The sequence below is a fragment of the Duganella rivi genome (genome assembly GCF_009857435.1).
Classification (GTDB): Bacteria; Pseudomonadota; Gammaproteobacteria; order Burkholderiales; family Burkholderiaceae_D; genus Rugamonas; species Rugamonas rivi.
In genome coordinates this window covers 678,324-695,078 of record NZ_WWCK01000005.1, presented here as the reverse complement: position 1 = coordinate 695,078, position 16,755 = coordinate 678,324, and the positions used below count along the sequence as shown (strand labels likewise).

At 63.3% G+C, this 16,755-nt stretch carries 14 protein-coding genes; 12 read left to right on the top strand and 2 right to left on the bottom strand.

What is annotated here, in order from left to right; translation table 11 throughout:
* Positions 1 to 12 precede the first annotated feature (12 nt).
* From GTP45_RS19260 to GTP45_RS19235, 6 genes are read left to right on the top strand one after another with little or no spacing between them, the layout of a single operon-like run.
* Positions 13 to 165 (top strand): rubredoxin, encoded by a 153-nt coding sequence (locus tag GTP45_RS19260; protein ID WP_092275808.1) that lies wholly within the window; start codon positions 13 to 15, stop codon positions 163 to 165.
* Between the two features lie 26 nt (positions 166 to 191).
* Positions 192 to 587 carry a response regulator gene (locus tag GTP45_RS19255; RefSeq protein ID WP_161015482.1) on the top strand — a complete coding sequence of 132 codons (396 nt, stop codon included), beginning with the start codon at positions 192 to 194 and terminating at the stop codon, positions 585 to 587.
* A 19-nt stretch (positions 588 to 606) separates the two neighbouring features.
* On the top strand, positions 607 to 972 hold the full coding sequence (locus GTP45_RS19250; RefSeq protein WP_161015481.1) for a response regulator transcription factor: 366 nt from the start codon (positions 607 to 609) through the stop codon (positions 970 to 972).
* A 2-nt stretch (positions 973 to 974) separates the two neighbouring features.
* Positions 975 to 1,481 carry a chemotaxis protein CheW gene (locus GTP45_RS19245; RefSeq protein WP_161015480.1) on the top strand — a complete coding sequence of 169 codons (507 nt, stop codon included), beginning with the start codon at positions 975 to 977 and terminating at the stop codon, positions 1,479 to 1,481.
* A gap of 41 nt (positions 1,482 to 1,522) precedes the next feature.
* Positions 1,523 to 3,829 (top strand): methyl-accepting chemotaxis protein, encoded by a 2,307-nt coding sequence (locus GTP45_RS19240; RefSeq protein ID WP_161015479.1) that lies wholly within the window; start codon positions 1,523 to 1,525, stop codon positions 3,827 to 3,829.
* Between the two features lie 15 nt (positions 3,830 to 3,844).
* Positions 3,845 to 9,463, top strand: coding sequence for a hybrid sensor histidine kinase/response regulator (locus GTP45_RS19235; RefSeq protein ID WP_161015478.1), 5,619 nt, complete (start codon positions 3,845 to 3,847; stop codon positions 9,461 to 9,463).
* A 44-nt stretch (positions 9,464 to 9,507) separates the two neighbouring features.
* On the opposite strand, the gene GTP45_RS19230 is transcribed toward GTP45_RS19235, so the two are convergent.
* Positions 9,508 to 10,956 carry a cryptochrome/photolyase family protein gene (locus tag GTP45_RS19230; protein ID WP_161015477.1) on the bottom strand — a complete coding sequence of 483 codons (1,449 nt, stop codon included), beginning with the start codon at positions 10,954 to 10,956 and terminating at the stop codon, positions 9,508 to 9,510.
* Positions 10,957 to 11,108: 152 nt separating this feature from the next.
* Here GTP45_RS19230 and GTP45_RS19225 point away from each other — a divergent pair, with 152 nt between their 5' ends.
* Genes GTP45_RS19225 through GTP45_RS19200 form a run of 6 tightly spaced genes read left to right on the top strand, consistent with a single transcriptional unit; the run spans position 11,109 to position 15,707 of the window.
* The gene (locus GTP45_RS19225) at positions 11,109 to 11,762 is read left to right on the top strand and encodes a YqgE/AlgH family protein (RefSeq protein WP_161015476.1); all 654 of its coding nucleotides are present in this window, start codon (positions 11,109 to 11,111) and stop codon (positions 11,760 to 11,762) included.
* A complete protein-coding gene (ruvX, locus tag GTP45_RS19220; protein WP_166454668.1) occupies positions 11,763 to 12,152 on the top strand; it encodes a Holliday junction resolvase RuvX in 390 nt (129 codons plus the stop codon).
* 2 nt (positions 12,153 to 12,154) lie between these two features.
* Entirely contained in the window at positions 12,155 to 12,664 is a 510-nt protein-coding gene (pyrR, locus tag GTP45_RS19215; protein WP_161015475.1) for a bifunctional pyr operon transcriptional regulator/uracil phosphoribosyltransferase PyrR, read from the top strand.
* 16 nt (positions 12,665 to 12,680) lie between these two features.
* The gene (locus GTP45_RS19210; RefSeq protein WP_161015474.1) at positions 12,681 to 13,646 is read left to right on the top strand and encodes an aspartate carbamoyltransferase catalytic subunit; all 966 of its coding nucleotides are present in this window, start codon (positions 12,681 to 12,683) and stop codon (positions 13,644 to 13,646) included.
* Complete coding sequence (locus GTP45_RS19205; RefSeq protein ID WP_161015473.1) at positions 13,643 to 14,947, top strand: dihydroorotase; 1,305 nt, start codon at positions 13,643 to 13,645, stop codon at positions 14,945 to 14,947. The genes GTP45_RS19210 and GTP45_RS19205 overlap by 4 nt, the downstream gene beginning before the upstream one ends.
* 10 nt (positions 14,948 to 14,957) lie before the next feature.
* Positions 14,958 to 15,707, top strand: a complete 750-nt coding sequence (locus tag GTP45_RS19200) for a lysophospholipid acyltransferase family protein (protein ID WP_161015472.1) — start codon at positions 14,958 to 14,960, stop codon at positions 15,705 to 15,707.
* Between the two features lie 73 nt (positions 15,708 to 15,780).
* Here the strand turns inward: GTP45_RS19200 and GTP45_RS19195 are convergent, their stop codons facing one another.
* Positions 15,781 to 16,647 (bottom strand): symmetrical bis(5'-nucleosyl)-tetraphosphatase, encoded by an 867-nt coding sequence (locus tag GTP45_RS19195; RefSeq protein WP_161015471.1) that lies wholly within the window; start codon positions 16,645 to 16,647, stop codon positions 15,781 to 15,783.
* Positions 16,648 to 16,755: the final 108 nt, after the last annotated feature.

Genomic DNA, 16,755 nt, shown 5'->3' with positions numbered 1-16,755 from the left:
TTCCAGACCTGGATGTGCCTGATCTGCGGCTGGATCTACGATGAAGAAGCCGGCCTGCCGGACGAGGGCATCGCCCCGGGCACCCGCTGGGCCGACGTCCCGATGAACTGGAGCTGCCCGGAATGCGGCGCCCGCAAGGACGATTTTGAGATGGTAGCCATCTAATTGAGGCGCCAACCGGCCTTGCGACTATGACGACAACTGCTCTGAAAATCATGGTGATCGACGACAGCAGCACGATTCGTCGCTCGGCCGAGATCTTTTTAACGCAGGCCGGCTACCAGGTGGTACTGGCCGACGACGGCTTCGACGCCCTCGCCAAGATCAACGACCACCATCCGGCGCTGATCTTCTGCGACATCCTGATGCCGCGTCTTGATGGCTACCAAACCTGCGCGCTGATTAAAAAGAGTGCAAAATTCCATGCCACGCCGGTGTTGATGCTGTCGTCGAAGGACGGCTTGTTCGACCGCGCGCGTGGCAGCATGGTGGGCGCCGTTGCCTATCTGACCAAACCTTTTACCAAGGACAGCCTGTTGAACGCCGTGCGCGAACACACCGGCGGCGCTGTCGCCACACCAGAATAAGAGAGCCGCAGGGGGAAATATGGCCATACAAAGAATTCTCATCGTCGACGATTCGGCCACGGAGCGCTACTACTTGAGCGACATCCTGACCAAGAGCGGCTACGCCGTGTCGGCCGCCGTCAGCGGCGAAGAAGCGCTGGAAAAGCTCAAGGCCGAGAAGCCGCAGCTGATCCTGATGGACGTGGTGATGCCGGGCGCGAACGGCTTCCAGGTCACGCGCTCGATCGCCCGCGACCCGGAATTGAAGGATATCCCGATCATCATCTGCTCCAGCAAAAGCCAGGAGACCGACCGCATTTGGGCGCTGCGCCAAGGCGCCAGGGACTATCTGGTGAAACCGGTGGATCCGGCCGAACTGCTGGCCAAGATCGCGGCCCTCGGCTAACGATGAGCGAGATCCCGGAACGCCGCAGCCGCCTGCGCCAATACCAGGTGCAGCTTTTGGAGCGCATGCAGGCCGCCAAAACCGGTGCGGCCGAAGGCGGGCGGGAACTCGGCGTCATGATCGGCGGGCGTTTGTGCCTGCTCGACCTGACCCAGATCAGCGAGATCGTGCCGCTGCAAGCGGCCACGCCGGTGCCGCTGACGCAGGATTGGTATCTCGGCCTGGTGAATATTCGCGGCCATTTGACCGGCGTGATCGACCTTGCGCGCTATCAGCAGCGCAGCGCCGGCGACAGCGCACCGGCTGAGCGCCGCCTGATTACTTTTGCGCCGGGACTGGGCTTTAACTGCGCGCTGCTGGTCGAACGTGTACTGGGCCTGCGCAAGCTGGCCGAGATGGAAGCGGTGGCGGGCGATGAGTTCCGCGACAGCGAAGGACAACAATGGCTGCGCGTCGATCTTGCGCAGCTGGTGCAGGAACCGCGTTTTGTGCAGGTAGGCTTGGTATAGCAAACAGACAGATAGCAAACACTTAAATCCGAAGAGGGTGTATGGCTTTTAAGATTTTCTCGCGCGGCAGCCGGAGTGCCGCACCTGATGCAGCCTCCAATTCAGAATTTGGCGATTCGCAGTTCCTGCACACCGCCATCGGCGGCACGCCGGAACCTGCGCCCTCGGCCGCGGACGACGGCGACGAAGCGCCGCTGCGCCTGCGCGATGCACTGGGCCGCCGCCGCAGCGCCGCCGCTCCCGCCGACACCGGCCCCGGTTTCAAACTGCCGCTGATCGGCCACCTGCCGGCGCAGCGCCAACTGAGCGTGCTATCGACCGCGCTGGCGGTCAGCCTTGGCCTGAGCGCGGTGGCCGTCGCCTTCAATAACATCCACAGCGCCAACCGCTCGGCGCAAACGCAGGTCGCCAGCGACGCGCTGATGCACTCGCAGCGTATCGGCAAGGCCGCGCCGAATGCGGTGCAAGGCAGCGTAGAGGGCTTTCGCCAGCTGGAGGAAAGCCGCAAGGAACTCAGTAACGATATCAACCTGATGACGCGAGGCGGCCAGTATCAAGGCCGCTCGATCGGCGAGCCGCGTTCCGACATCGCGGTCGTGGTGGCGGCTGCGCGCAAGCAGTGGACGGCGACCGACCTCGCCGCCGGCACCATCCTGCTGCTGAAGGCTGACCTGAGCGGCATGGACAAGACGCTGCAAAAGCTCAATGAGCTGTCGCCCGACCTGCTGGTGCGCACCGAGGACATCATCAATCTGAAAGTGCAGCGCGGCGCTTCGGCGCGCGAGATCGCGGCGCTGGGCAAGCTGACCATGCTGACCCAGCGCATGAGCCGCAGCGCCGCTGAATTCCTCACTGCGGGCGGCATCAGTTCCGAGACCGCGTTCCAGCTGGGACGCGACACTACAGTGTTCCGCAACACTGTGGACGGCTTCCTTAACGGCAGTTCGCAACAGGGCTTGGCGGCGGTGCGCGAGCCGGATCTGCGCACCAAGTTCACCGAGCTGCAAGCCGCGTTCGAGGCTTACCAGAAGCTGGTGGCGGCGGTGCTGGAAAAGCTCGATAAATTCAGCGCGGCCAAGGCGGCCGAGCAGCTGATCTTCAACGACAACGAGGCGCTGCGCCAGCGCCTGACCGTATTGCAGCAGGCTTACCGCGAGAACCAGGATTCGCTCGACATCACCTTCTGGCTGATGGTGGCGGGCGGCATGCTGACGCTGGTGACGGCGGCGGCGATTGGCCGCGTGCTGCTGATGGATTCGCACAACCGCACGCGTGGCGCGGAACGCCGCCGCCAGGAAGCGGACGCCATGCGCCAGCAGGCGCAAAAGAAGGAAGAAGAAGCCAAGTCGATGAACGATCAAAATCAGGCCGCGATTCTGCGCCTGATGAATGAGTTGCAGGAAGTGGCGGATGGCGACTTGACGGTGCAGGCCACGGTGTCCGAGGACATCACCGGCGCGATTGCCGATTCGGTCAATTACACGGTGGAGGAGTTGCGCGGGCTGGTGGGCCGGGTGACGGCGACCGCCGAGCAGGTGACCAAGGCGTCCACCCACGCGCAAAGCATCTCCAGCGATTTGCTCATGGCGTCGCAGCAGCAGTCGCGCGAGATCCAGGATGCTTCGTCTACCGTGGTGAAAATGGCTAACGAGATTACCGATGTATCGCGTTCGGCCAGCGAGTCGGCTGATGTGGCGCGGCAGTCGGTGGCGGCGGCGCGCCAGGGTTCCACTGCGGTGGAAAACGCCATCAAGGGCATGCACGAGATCCGCGATCAAATTCAGGATACCTCCAAGCGCATCAAGCGGCTGGGCGAATCGTCGCAGGAAATTGGCGAGATTACCGAGCTGATTTCCGACATTACCGAGCAGACCAACGTGCTGGCGCTGAACGCGGCGATCCAGGCTGCATCGGCCGGCGAAGCGGGGCGCGGTTTCTCGGTGGTGGCGGAAGAGGTGCAGCGACTGGCGGAGCGTTCTGCCGAAGCGGCCAAGCAGATCGGCGCGCTGGTGCGCACGATTCAGACCGACACGCACGATGCGGTGGCGGCGATGGAGAAGTCGACGCAGGGCGTGGTCGAAGGTGCACGCCTGTCCGACGCGGCCGGCGCGGCGCTGCATGATATTTCGCAGGTGTCCAACCGCTTGGCCGAGCTGATTTCCGGGATCGCACAGGCGACCGGGCAGCAGGCTACGTCGGCGTCCGGCGTGGCGCAAAACATTCAGCATATTTTGGCCGTGACCGAGCAGGCGCAGGACGGCACGCAGCAAACCGCACAATCGATTCACAAGTTATCGGTGCTGGCGCAGGAGTTGAAGAACTCCGTGGCGCGATTCCGCATCGCTTAAAGACCGAGATAAAGCATGACCACAACTGATTTTTCGACTCCACAGCAATCGCAGTTCGACACCGGGCCCTTGTCGTGGGTGATGGTGGAAATCCGCGAGTCGCTGGCACGTTCGCGCACCGCGCTGTTTGAGGCGGGCGGACGGGCGCCGGAAGATCAGGCCACGCAGCTGCAACATGCGAAGTCGCATTTGCATCAGGCGCACGGCGCGTTGCAGATGGTGGACGTGGAGGGCGTGAGCCTGATGACCGAGGTGGCCGAGGCGGCGCTCGACCGCTTCAAGGCCGGCACGCTGAAGTGCAGTACCGATCATGTGCAGACTGTGGCCCAGCTGTATCAGGCGCTGGTCGAGTATTTGGAGGCGCTGTTGGGCGGCGCGCCGTCGCAGCCGGCCAAACTGTTCCCGTATTACCGCGCGGTGCAGGAGATGATGGGCACGGAGCGCATCCATCCGGCCGATTTGTTCTATCCCGATTTGTCGCAGCCTGTGAGCTTGCCGCTGGCCGATGCCGCGCCAACCGATGCCGCGCCTGACTACGCCGCCTTGCGCCAGCGCTTCGAGCGCGCGTTGCTGCCTTATTTGAAAGGCACGGGCGATGCTGGCGCGCTGCTGGACGCCATCAAACTGGTGGCTGACGCGCAGCAGGACGGCCAGGCGCGCGCCTTCTGGCTGGCGATGCAAGCCTTTGCCGAACTGGTGGCCGGCGGCCAGCTGCCCGGCGGCCTATACGTCAAACAGCTGTTTGGCCTCATCAACCTGCAAATCCGCCGCCTGAGCCAAGGCACGGCCGCGCAGCCGGACGCCATGCTGCGCGACGCCTTGTTCTTCATCGCCACTGCGGGTGTGGATTCCGCATCGCCGACGGTGCAGCAAGTCCGCACCGCGTTCGCATTGGACGGTCTAGCGCCGCAAGACTACGAAACGCGCCGCTACGGCCAAATCGACGTCGAGGCACTGGAACGCGCCAAGGCCGGCATCGTGCAGGCCAAGGCAAACTGGGACCGCCTCGCCAACGCCGAAATCGATCCCGACCTGGACGCCGCCTTCAACGCTGCACTGCACGACACCGCCGCCGAATGCGAGAAACTCAACCTGCATGCCCTAAGCGCCTTGCTGCGTCAACTGGCCGACGTCGCGCGCAAAGCCGTTTCCGCCGGCCGCAGCGAAGAACTGGCATTGGAGATGGCCACCGCCTTGCTGTTCGCGGAGCACGGCCTGCAACACGTCCGCCACCTACCTGACGATTTCGCTGCACATGCAGACACGATAGGCGCACGTTTGCTGGCGCTGGTCTCCGGCGAAACGCCACCCGAGCCGGCCCAATGGCAAAAAGGCCTCGCGCACCAGATGCAGCAGGACGATACCGTTGTCGCGCTGGCGATGGAAATGAAAACCGGCCTGCGCCAAGTAGAGAAGGTGCTGGACGATTACTACGCCGATCCGTCCAAACGCCCATCGCTGCTGGAGCTCGATCCGGTGCTGCATCAACTGCAGGGCGCCTTGTCCGTGCTGGATCAGGAGGACGCAATGCACGCGGCCCAGCACGTGAAGGGCGCTGTGCAGGCATTGGCGCGTGGTGAAGGCGATCCATCGCACGAGCCGAAGGCGCTGGATGACATCGCGCAGAACGTTGGTGCGCTGGGCTTCTTTGTTGACATGCTGGCGCAGAACGCGGCTGGTGCGCGTGAGCGGTTTGCGTTCGATGCGGCGCAGGGCAGCTTCCGTTCGGTGCCGTTCAAGAAGATGGCGGGATCGGAGTCGATACCGGTGCTGGAAGAGCAGGTGCCCGCGCCGGCGCCTGTGTCCATTCCGGCCGCAGCACCGCCGCCTGCCGCCAGCGATGCTGCGGTGGAGGAGGAACTGCTGGAGATCTTCATCTCCGAGGCGAAGGAAGTACTGGAGTTTGTCGGCAGCACCTTGCCGTTGCCGCGCACTGAAGAGAACTTGACCATGCTGCGGCGCTCCTTCCACACGCTGAAGGGCAGTGGGCGCATGGTGGGATTGAACCAGTTTGCCGATGCGGCCCACGCGATTGAGAAGGTGATGAACGTGTGGCTGGCGGAGCAGCGTCCGGCCACCGATGCGTTGTTTGAACTGCTGAACGGCGCCGAGCAGGAAATGAGCGCATGGGTAGCGGAGCTAGTCGCTACAGGCGTTTCGACCCGCAACGCCGAAGCCCTCATCGCCGCCGCCCAAGCCACCGCCGCCGGCGACGAACCAAACCTCGCCGCCATCGCGCCGACGACGCAATCCGCCACGGCGCCGCCCGCTGACGCGCCGTCTGGCGCCGATCTTGCCGCTGACGGCGAGGCCGTCGAAACGCCTTCACTGCAAGCCGACGTAGACGACGAGCCGCCTGCGTCCGCACCGGCCCTGCCGTCACTCGTCGCACACGGCAACGTCATCGAATTCCCGACCATCACGCCGACCGTCCCGCGCGACGACAACGTGAAGCTGATCGGCGGCATGGAAATCCCTCTGCCGCTGTACAACATCTACCTGCACGAATCCGACGACCTGGTACGCAAGCTGGAAACAGACTTCGGCGAATGGCGCCACGAGCCGCGTCGCCCGGTGAATCCTGACGCACTGGCCGCGTCGCACACGCTGGCCGGCACCTCGGGCACGGTCGGTTTCAAAGCCCTGCGCGAACTGGCGCTGGCGCTGGAAGGCACGCTGGAGGTCTTGCTGCCGCCAGCACCGCATCTGGATCAAGCGCAGCACGATCTGCTGGACTTCACCGTCCAGCGCATTCGCCAGATGCTGCAAAGCTTCGCAGCGGGCGAGCTGTCGCCAGCGCAGCCGGAGTTGATCGGCGCATTGCAAACGCTGCGCGATGAGCTGATGATCACGCCACCAGCAGCCAGCAACGAGATCGAATCGCGCCTGGACGACTTGGTGGCGGAAACCATGGACGGCTTGAACACGCCGCCAGTGGAACAGGAATCGCCGCTCGATCAGTTGTTCCGCGAAACCTACAACGCCATCAGCGGCACTGTGCCGGAGTCCGAAGCGCCGGTCGCGCCGCCGTCGAAGAAAAAGCCGGAAGTGCACGTTGACGACGGCATCGACGACCTATTCAACGCCGCCTTCGACGACGCCTTCGCCGAGCCGCCGCTAAAAATCGCCGAACCGCTCGCCCCAGCGCCGGCTCCAGAACCAGCTCCAGAACCAGCTCCTGCTCCCGCGCCCATCACCGAGCAACCAGCCGACGACGAGCCGCAGCCCGTCGCCGCCGAAGTCGCGCCAATCGAGGAGCCAGCGCCTTTCGCTGCCGAACCGCTCTTGGAATCAGACGCCGAAGTCATCGCGCTGGCACCAGCGGAATCGCAACTCATCACCGCCGCACCCGCTCTCTTTAACGACGAACTAGACGCCGATCTGCTGCCAGTCTTCCTCGAAGAAGGCGCCGACCTGCTGCCGCAAGTGGGTGAAGCGCTGCGTGCATGGCAGCACACGCCCACCGACAGCACCCACGCCCAAAGCCTGCTGCGCCTTCTGCACACCGTAAAAGGCAGCGCGCGCATGGCCGGCGCGATGCGCCTCGGCCAGCACTGCCACGAAATCGAAACCCACATCGAAAACATGGTGCATGCCGGCTTGGTCACGCCGCATGCCTTCGATGAACTGCTGGCCCACTACGACCACGCACTGCTCCTGTTCGAGCAACTGCAAAATCCAGAAACAGCACAAGCAGCCGCCGTCGCCGACACAGCCGACAGCATCACCACCCAGACCGGCGGCGCCAGTCAGCTCTCGCCAGCCAGCGATCCCGCCCAAGGCGCCGGCGCAGCCACCGCATCGCCAACCGGCCAGCCGCCGGTAGACGACCAGCACGCCGGCGTCAAAGCGCCACTAGTCCGCGTCCGTGCCGACATCCTCGACCGACTGGTAACCCAAGCCGGCGAAGTCTCGATCTCCCGCTCCAAGCTGGAAAACGAAGTTGAAACACTGCGTAACTCGCTGGCCGACTTCTCCGACAACCTCGCCCGCTTGCGCCGCCAGTTGCGCGAAGTGGAAATGCAAGCCGAATCGCAAATCGCCTCGCGCATGGCCATCTCCAGCGAACGCGAATTCGACCCGCTGGAATTCGACCGCTTCACGCGCCTGCAGGAACTCACCCGCATGATGGCCGAAAGCGTCAACGATGTGGCCAGCTTCCACGAAAGCCTGACCCGCAGCGTCGACAACGCCCACGCCGACCTGACGCAGCAAGCCCGCCTCACGCGCGACCTGCAACGTGACCTGATGCGCGTGCGCATGGTGCCATTTGCCAGCATCTCCGAGCGCCTGTTCCGCGTCGCCCGCCAAAGCGCGAAAGACGTGGACAAGCGCGTCAACCTCGACATCCGGGGCAGCAACGTAGAACTCGACCGCAGCGTCCTCGAACGCATGGCCGCACCGTTCGAACACCTGCTGCGCAACGCCATCGCCCACGGCGTGGAATCGCGCGACGCCCGCACCGCCGCCGGTAAAAACGAAACCGGCGAACTGCTGGTGCAAGTGGCGCAAGAGGGCAACGAGGTGGTGATCGCCTTTAGCGACGACGGCGGCGGTCTCGATCTAGACCGCATCAAGGCCAAGGCCATCAGCGTCGGCCTGATGGATCAAGACGAGCAAGCCACCGACGAGCAAATCGCCGACCTGATTTTCGAACCGGGCTTCTCCACCGCCGAAGCGCTGACCGAACTATCGGGACGCGGCGTCGGCATGGACGTGGTGCAGTCGGAAGCGCAATCGCTGGGCGGCCGCGTAGACCTCTACTCGGAACCTGGCAAAGGTTCGCGCTTCACCATCCGCCTGCCATTGACGCTGGCTGTGACGCAGGTTGTGGTGGTGGCCGCAGGCGGAAAAACTTATGCACTGCCGGCCATCTTGGTCGAACAAGTGCTGCAAATGAAAGAAGCCGCGCTGGCCGAAGCGCGCAGCAACGGCATGCAGTACCTGCCAACGCTGTTGGGCGACGCCGCGCAACCGCAGGCGCAGCGCTCATCGCCGGTGATGATGCTCAAGAACGGCAATGACCGGCTGGCGATTCAGGTCGATGAAGTACTGGGCAACCGCGAGGTAGTCATCAAAAACATCGGCCCGCAGTTGTCGCGCATGGTGGGGATTGCGGGAGCGACGGTGCTGGGCAGCGGCGACATCGTGCTGATTCTGAACCCGGTGGCGCTGGCGCAGCACTTGGCGCATCACCCGGAAGTGAAGGCGCTGTACGCGCAGGCGGCAGCCGATAGTCCGGCAGCCAGCGTGGCGCAAGCGGCGCTGGGCCGCGCCATCATGGTGGTGGATGATTCGCTGACCGTGCGCCGCGTCACTCAGCGCTTGCTGGAGCGCGAAGGCTACCGCGTGCTGCTGGCGAAAGACGGCGTGGACGCGCTCGGGCAGTTGCAAGAAACGCGGCCGGAGCTGATGCTGGTCGATATCGAGATGCCGCGCATGGATGGTTTTGACCTCACACGCAATGTGCGCAGCGACGAGCGCACAAAAGACATCCCGATCATCATGATCACCTCGCGCAGCGCCGACAAGCACCGCAACGTGGCGCTGGAGTTGGGGGTAAATGCGTACTTTGGCAAACCCTACCAAGAAGACGTTTTGCTTGAGGCGATCCGCGGCTTACTCGCGCAGTAGTAGCTCGCGGCACCGTTGTAACCCGCACACCGCTGCGGCCGGGGTCAGACCCCTTCAGTCGGGGTTTTCTTCACCACTTCGTAGCGTTCAAGCGTGAGCTTGCGCGCTTCGTCGTGCATCACGATCGGCGGCCAGTAGTCCGGCGCCAGCATGCGCGGCGCCAGCCATGGCGCGTGGATTTCCTTGTTGCTTAGCTGTTTCAACTGAGGCAGGTAGCGGCGGATGAATTTCCCTTCGCCGTCAAACTTCTCCGACTGCGTAATCGGATTGAAGATGCGGAAGTAAGGCTGCGCATCGCAACCCGAGGACGACGCCCACTGCCAGCCGCCGTTGTTGGACGCCAGATCAAAGTCATTCAGATGCAGCGCGAAGTAAGCCTCGCCGCGCCGCCAGTCGATGCCCAGGTCTTTAATCAGGAAGCATGCCGTTACCATGCGCAGGCGATTGTGCATATAGCCGGTCTGGTTCAGTTGCAGCATGGCCGCATCCACCAGCGGATAACCGGTGCGGCCTTCGCACCATGCGGCAAACGCTTCGTCGGCCTCAGGCCCGGTTTCCCATTCAATCGCATCGTAGGCGGGCTTGAACGAAGCATTCACCACGTGCGGATGGTGATACAAGATCATGGCGTAAAACTCGCGCCAGATCAGTTCCGACAGCCACACGGCCGCGCCTTCGCCGCCGGCGCCGCGCTCCTGCATATCCAGCACCGTGCGCACCATGTGGCGCACCGACAGCGTGCCAAAGCGGAAGTGCACCGACAAGTACGAAGGCCCCTTCACCGCAGGGAAATCGCGCGCCACGTTGTAGTCGGCCATGCGCGATACGAAATCTTCAAACAATTGCGCTGCGCCCGACATGCCAGTCGGGATTTTCAATTCAGCCAGATTGCTCGGCTCGAAACCAAGATCGGCCAGCGTCGGCAGCGGTGGCAAAGAGGCGGGCGGCGGCGCCAGGCGCGCCGCATGCGGCTCGATGTTGTACGGCGCCAGCACCGACGGATCGGCCGCCAGCTTCTTCAGCCACGCGTTTTTGTAGGGCGTGAACACCGAGAACACGCCGCCGGTTTGCGACAGCACCTCGCTGCGCTCAAAAATCACCTGATCCTTGTAGCTGTAGAACTTGCGCCCGGCCGCTTGCAGGGTGCTTTCCACCGTGGCGTCACGCTCCATCGCTTGCGGTTCATAATCGTGGTTGCAGAACACCGCCTGCACGCCCAGTTCTGCGGCCAGCGCCGGAATCTCTTGCAGGGGATCGCCGTGCCGCACGATCAGGTGGCCGCCCAGCTGTTCCAGCTCCGCCGCTACCTCGGCAATGCTGGCGTGGATGAAGTCGACCCGGCGGTCGCGGCGCGGCAAGAGATCCAGAATGGTGGTGTCGTAGACAAAAACGCAATACACCTTCTCGCTTGCCAGTAGGGCCTGCTGCAGGGCCACATGGTCGAAAACGCGCAGGTCGCGGCGCAGCCAGACGAGGGAAGAAGTTAGTTTCATTCGGTTTGTATCAAGCTTGTGAGGGTCGCAATCGTAGCTGTGCCCTCAATTCAGTGTAAACTATGGGTTAAACAGAGTTGCTAGCCGCGCGATACTACAGTAATTGTCAGCAGCACAGAGAGAACACGCACCCAGCAGAGAGAGCAACTTGTATGAAGAAGAGCAAAATAAGCAAAACTCTACCTGTTCCCGGCATGATGCAAGACGCCGGTGATCCCCTGGAGCCATTTGGCGCTGCCGAAAGCACGCTGAACCTGGCAAATCATTTCCTCATTGCAATGCCATCCATGCAAGATCCGGTTTTCGGCGGCACGGTGGTGTATGTTTGCGAACACAACGAAAATGGCGTGCTCGGCGTTGTTATCAACAAGCCGACCGACATGACCATGCACACCTTGTTCGAGCGCATCGACCTCAAGGTCGATCACGGCCTGGAAGGGCACGACGACAAGCCGATCATGTTCGGCGGCCCGGTGCAGGACGACCGCGGCTTCGTGCTGCACACGCCCGGCCACCGCTACTCGTCCTCGCTGACGGTGACCAAGGACGTGGCCTTCACCACCTCCATCGACGTGCTGGAAGCGGTGGCTGCCGGCGAAGGCCCGCCGCAAATGCTGGTGTCGATCGGCTACTCGGGCTGGAGCCCGGGCCAGCTGGAAGAAGAAATCAGCCGCAACGGCTGGCTGACTGTCGGCGCCGATCCCGAGATTCTGTTCAACATGCCGATCGAAGACCGCTACACCGCCGCCATGCGCCTGCTGGGCATCGACCCGCTGATGCTGACTTCCGAGGCGGGCCACGCGTAAATGAGCGGTATCGACACCATTCTTGCTTTCGATTTCGGCATTAAACGAATTGGCGTGGCGATCGGTAACACCATGCTGCGGCAGGCGGAACCGCTGAAGGTCATCAAGGCCGAGGACAACGCCACGCGGTTTGCTGATATCCAGAAGCTGCTGGACGAATGGACGCCGGCCCGGCTGGTGGTCGGCCTGCCCATGCACCCGGATGGCAATGAACATGAAATGACGGCGCGGGCGCGCCGTTTTGCTAACCAATTGAACGGCCGCTTCAACCTGGCAGTGGAACTGGTCGATGAGCGCTATTCCTCTGCCGTGATTTCGGCCAAGCGCGGCGAGGTCATCGATGACCGCGCCGCCGCCATCATCTTGCAACAATACTTCGATTCGCTTTGATCATGTCTACTCTCAATCCCAACCAACTCGATGCCGAGGCGCTGTACGCACAGCTGCTGGCCGACGTGAAAGCCGGCCTGGCCGGCGTGCCCGATGTCGCGATTGTCGGCATCCACTCCGGCGGCGCATGGATCGCCGAGCGCCTCGCGGCCGATCTTGGCCTGTCGGCCCGCTGCGGCGTGCTGGACGTGTCCTTCTACCGCGACGACTACGCCAAGAAGGGCCTGCCTGCGGACGTGAAGCCGACCAACATCACCTTCGACGTGGCGGCCGCCAACATCCTGCTGGTGGACGACGTGCTGTACACCGGCCGCACCACCCGCGCCGCCATCAACGAGTTGTTCGACTACGGCCGCCCGGCACGCATCATGCTGGCCGCGCTGGTCGATCGCGGCGAACGCCAGCTGCCGGTGGCAGCGGACTTCGTTGCCCGTCATGTGGCGGTGCCGAAGGGACAGGCGCTGGTGCTGAAACGCGCCGATGATGGAAAATTTACGCTAACTATCGAATAACGCTTCGACCAAAACTATGCTTAATCCGCAACTGAATAAACACGGCGAGCTTCAGCACTTGCTGTCGATCGAGGGCCTGCCGAAGGGCATCCTCAATCACATCCTGGACACCGCCTCGTCGTTCGTCGGCATCTCCGACCGCGATGTGAAGAAAGTGCCGCTGATGCGCGGCAAATCGGTGTTCAACCTGTTCTTCGAGAACTCGACCCGCACGCGTACGACTTTTGAGATTGCCGCCAAGCGTTTGTCGGCCGACGTCATCAACCTGAACATCCAGGCTTCCTCGACCAGCAAGGGCGAATCGCTGCTGGACACCATCGACAACCTGGCCGCCATGCACGCCGATATGTTCGTGGTGCGCCACGCGCAATCGGGCGCACCGTACCTGATCGCCAAGCACCTGATGGAAACCGGCCAGAACCACGTGCACGTGGTGAACGCGGGCGATGGCCGCCACGCGCACCCGACGCAGGGCCTGCTGGATATGTACACCATCCGCCACTACAAGAAAGACTTCACCAACCTGCGCGTGGCGATTGTCGGCGACATTCTGCACAGCCGCGTGGCCCGTTCCGACATCCACGCGCTGACCACGCTGGGCGTGCCGGAAGTGCGCGCCATCGGCCCGCACACGCTGCTGCCGGGCGGCCTGGAGCAAATGGGCGTGCGCACCTTCACCAACATGGATGAAGGCTTGAAGGACGTGGACGTGATCATCATGCTGCGCTTGCAGAACGAGCGCATGAGCGGCGCGCTGTTGCCGTCGGCCGGCGAATACTTCAAGAGCTACGGCCTGACGCCGGAGCGCCTGGCGCTGGCGAAACCGGACGCCATCGTGATGCACCCGGGCCCGATGAACCGCGGCGTGGAAATCGATTCCGCCGTGGCCGATGGCGCGCAGGCAGTGATCCTGCCGCAGGTAACGTTTGGTATCGCAGTCCGCATGGCGGTGATGAGTATCGTGGCAGGAACGCAAGCATGAAGAAGAATATCCACATTAAAAACGGCCACGTCATCGATCCGGCCAACGGCATCGACGGCCTCAATGACCTTTACATCGCCGACGGCAAAGTAGCGGCGATCGGCGCTGCACCGGCCGGATTTACCGCCGATCAAACTATCGACGCTATCGGCCTGATCGTGGCGCCGGGCTTCGTCGACCTGTCGGCGCGCCTGCGCGAGCCGGGCTTTGAATACAAGGCCACGCTGGAATCGGAAATGCAGGCTGCCGTGCAAGGCGGCGTCACTTCGCTGGTGTGCCCGCCGGATACCGATCCGGTGCTGGACGAACCGGGCCTGGTGGAGATGCTGAAGCACCGCGCGCAAAAGCTGAACCAGGCGCACGTGCACCCGCTGGGCGCGCTGACCGTGGGCCTGAAAGGCGAAGCGCTGACCGAAATGTCGGCGCTGACCGAGTCGGGCTGCATCGGCTTCTCGCATGCCGAGCAGCCGATTGAAGACACCAACGTGCTGCTGCGCGCCATGCAGTACGCCAAGACCTACGGCTACACCGTGTGGCTGCGTCCGCAGGATGCGCACATCGGCCGTGGCGGCGTGGCTGCTGCCGGCCCGCTGGCGTCGCGCCTCGGCTTATCCGGCGTGCCGGTGATGTCGGAAACCATCGCCCTGCACACCATCTTTGAACTGATGCGTGCTACCGGCGCGCGCGTGCACCTGTGCCGCATCTCGGCCGCCGCCAGCCTGGAACTGATCCGCAAGGCCAAAGCAGAAGGCTTGCCGGTCACTTGCGACGTCGGCGCGCACCACGTGCACATGACCGATGCCGACATCGGCTTCTTCGACTCGAATGCGCGCATGGACCCGCCATTCCGCAGCCAGCGCGACCGCGACGCGATCCGCCTCGGCCTGCTGGACGGCACCATCGATGCGCTGTGCTCGGATCACACGCCGGTCGATGACGACGAAAAACTGCTGCCATTCGGCGAGGCCTCGCCGGGGGCAACCGGCCTGGAACTGCTGCTGTCGCTGACCCTGAAATGGGCCGACGATTACGCGTCGCTGCAAGACACCGGCGCCCAGCGTCCGCTGTCGCGCGCGCTGGCGCGCATCACCTCGGAAGCGGCGCGCGTGGCGGGCCTGGACGCGGGCACGCTGTCGGTTGGCGCCACGGCTGACGTGGTGCTGTTCGACGCCGGTGCGCACTGGACGGTGGAACGCTCGGCGCTGGCCAGCCAGGGCAAGCACACGCCGTTCCTCGGCTACAACCTGGCAGGCCAGGTGAACACCACCATCGTGGCCGGCCACGTTGCCTTCCAACGCTGAACCGCCCTGCATGAAACTGTCGACGATATTCCGCCTTGCGCGGGTGATGCTGCATGTGTTCAAGGGCATGGCGATCTGCGCCACGGTGTTTCCGTGGATTGGTCAGGAGAAGCGTAACGGCCATATCCGCCGCTGGTCTACCAAGCTGCTGCGGATGTGCAATGTGACAGTGGAGCAGGCGGCGGGTAGCGCGCCTGCGCTGGAGCATTGCGTGGTGGTGGCGAATCACGTGTCGTGGCTGGACATCTTCGTGGTGCACAGCCTGCACCCTAGCCACTTTGTCGCCAAGGCCGAGATTCGTTCGTGGCCGCTGGCGGGATGGCTGGCGGAGAAGGCCGGTACCGTGTTCATCGCGCGCGGCAACCGGCGCGATTTGCGGCATATCTTCAAAGGGCTGGTGACCAGCCTCGAGAAGGGCGAGCGCGTGGCCTTCTTCCCGGAGGGGACCACGGCGGCGCAAGGCAGCTTGCTGCCGTTCCATGCGAACCTGTTTGAAGCGGCCATCGATGCGAAAGTGCCGGTGCAGCCGTTCGCCTTGACCTATGAAGACGTGAACGGCGGCTCGCATCCGTCGGTGGATTTCATCGGCGAGACCAGCTTCGCGGAGAGCATCATGCTGATTCTGAACGGCCCGCCGGTGAAAGCCAAGCTGGCGATTTTGCCGGCGCTGGAAACCCAAGGCGCGCACCGCCGCGAACTGGCGGAGGCGTCACACAAAGCCATCGCCTTATCGCTCGGCGTGCCAGCCGCCACCCCGTAAACCGGTCACGGGGGTCTGACCCCATACGGGGTCAGACCCCTTTTTGCCTTGGGTTTACAGTTCCGTGTTAGCTTTACTTTGACCGGGTTGCGGGTTTGATCTCCTGAAACTGCGGGCACTGCACCTGCAGCAAGCTGCGGTCTTCCAGGCACACGGCGGACAGCTGCCCGCCCCACACGCAGCCGCTATCCAGCCCGATCAAATTCGGCTTGATGGTCAAGCCCAGCGCCGACCAGTGGCCGAACACCACCGTCTCTTTCGCACTGCGCCGGCCCGGCACATCGAACCACGGCATCAAACCGCTGGCCGGATCGGCGGTTCCGCTTTCCTTCATCTTGAAATCCATCACGCCATCGGCCGAGCAGAAGCGCAGCCGCGTCATGGCGTTGATGATGCAGCGCAGCCGGTCTGCGCCCTGCAAATCATCCGACCACTGATCCGGCTGATTGCCATACATTTCCGCCAAAAACTCGGCAATGCCGTCGCCGCGCAGCATCTCCTGCACCTCGCCGGCCAGCGCCATCGCTTGCGTGGCGCTCCACTGCGGCAGCAAGCCCGCGTGCACCAGCACATGGCCCTGCACGTGGATCGCCAGCGGCCGCTGGCGCACCCAATCGATCAACTCTTCCCGATCCGGCGCGTGCAGGATCTCGGCCAGCGTGTCGGACTTGTGTTCGGGCCGGATGCCGTAAGCGACCGCCAGCAAGTGCAAATCATGGTTGCCCAGCACGCTATCAATCAGCCCGCCGCTCGCCATGGCCAGCTTGCGCACGTGGCGCAGGGTCGCCAGCGAATCTGGCCCGCGGTTGATTAAATCGCCTGCGAACAGGATGGCGGGCTCGGCCACGCCGTCGGCGGCCGCGTGTTCGCGTATGCGGTCGAGGAGGGCGAGCGCCTGCTCGTGGCAGCCCTGCAAATCCCCGATTACATAGGTTTTCATAGAAATACTCGCTGGTTCGTTGCTTGGGAAAATGAAATACCTTGAATTTTTGCCCCGATCTGGGGGACTTCACATAAAATCATGTCTACTGATTAATTTCACTCTTGC